Below are 1,460 nucleotides of genomic sequence, written 5' to 3' on the forward strand. Positions count from 1 at the left end.
TGCTGCTCGCAGAGGCGCTCACCACGCGCGCGATCTGCATGACGTGGAGACCGCGGAACTGGTTCCACGGGATCGCCTGCGGATCGGTCTGCCAGGTAAAGCTGGCGGACAGGACTGGCACGGGGCCACCGGCCCCCTTGCGCGCGGCTCCCGATGACGGCTTTCCGACAGTCAGGGTAGCGCCGCCCTTCTGGATAAAGGCGAGGAACTGGCGTTCATCCAGTGTGGGGGGAGGCAGGCCCGGATCTGCTGGGGGGATACCAAGAAGAATATGGCTTGCGACCGTATTGCCGCTGTCCTGTATTTCTCCCGCGGGTGCTGAAGCGAGCGTGCCGCCACTGCGCTGCCATGTGACAGTCAGGGTGCGGTCGAGGCATTCCCATCGTCCGAGTGTCCAGCCACGAGCAAAGACGGGAAACGTGTGGGCGGCCCGCATGCAGGTTCCGACCCAGTCACCGGGAGCGATTGGAGGCGGCGGCCTGAACGGGTGCGTGGTGTGGTTGAGGCTTTTCTGTGCGGCAAGACGGACGGCTTCCATCCGGTGTTGCTGGACGATGCGGGCCACCTGCAACACGACCAGGACGGAGACAAGGACGGCCGACGCAGTGATATAGTAGGGCCGCAGGGATAGTGACCGAAGGGCGATCGGCGCGGCGGGCAGTGCTTTCTGAAGCGTCGCGAACTCGTCTTCCGAAAGGATGCCTTCACGGATGAATGTGTGCCCTGCGAAAGACGTCCGGACCGCTTCGATCTCCGCGCTCGTGTATATCCCGTCCGAACCGAGCAGCGGTATCCCGGCATCATCGGTGGCGATCAGCCAGTGCTGGTCGGGGCCGACTTCATATTCGCCGAAATACTGCGCGCCAAAATGGTCCGCGACGGACAGGAGCAGGCTGTCGGGATGGATCTTGTCGCGCTGCTGGTCCAGCCTGAGATACCCGATCCGGTTGGGTAGCTGGGCAGTACGCACGAAATGCGTCATGTCCATCGCCAGCGCATCACGCCGGATGGTGCGGAAGGAGGGCTTGCGCGGATACTGTTTCCAGCGCAGGTCGCCACACCAGATCCGCGCCCCGTCCTTGATGAAAAATCCCACGATGACCTCAGTGCATTACAGGATGGGATGGGGGCATGGACGGCACGGGTGGGGTGGATGGCGCCGGGTGGGGCGCTGGCGCGGATGACGCGGTCGGCGCCGGGGTTTCTCCACTCTCGAAACGCAGGGGACGGATCGCCCCGTCCGCCTGCGTATAGACCCCGCCCTGCGATACGATGACGACCGATGATCCGTCGGGCAGGGTTGTCCCGCGACGGACTTCCATGGAGCCGCCATCAGGGAAAATCAGGTCGGCGCTGTAGGTCGCGCCGTCCCACATGATCCCCGTGACGACCGGCGGCTGCGGGGGCGGGGGAGGCGCTGCGACCGGCGTGGCCGCTTTTGCGGCCTGCGGCGTTGGCGC

The 1,460-nt window shown here is 65.1% G+C and carries 2 protein-coding genes; both read right to left on the reverse strand.

The genetic code is table 11. The features are described from left to right. A partial coding sequence (pilO2, locus tag KSAC_RS17130; protein ID WP_132307115.1) for a type 4b pilus protein PilO2 occupies window positions 1-1,096 on the reverse strand: 1,096 nt, incomplete at its 3' end. Between the two features lie 7 nt (window positions 1,097-1,103). Then, window positions 1,104-1,460, reverse strand: a 357-nt coding sequence (gene pilP / locus KSAC_RS17135; protein WP_132307117.1) for a type IV pilus biogenesis protein PilP, incomplete at its 5' end; no start/stop codon positions are given.

Source organism: Komagataeibacter saccharivorans, from assembly GCF_004348195.1.
GTDB classification, from domain to species: domain Bacteria; phylum Pseudomonadota; class Alphaproteobacteria; order Acetobacterales; family Acetobacteraceae; genus Komagataeibacter; species Komagataeibacter saccharivorans.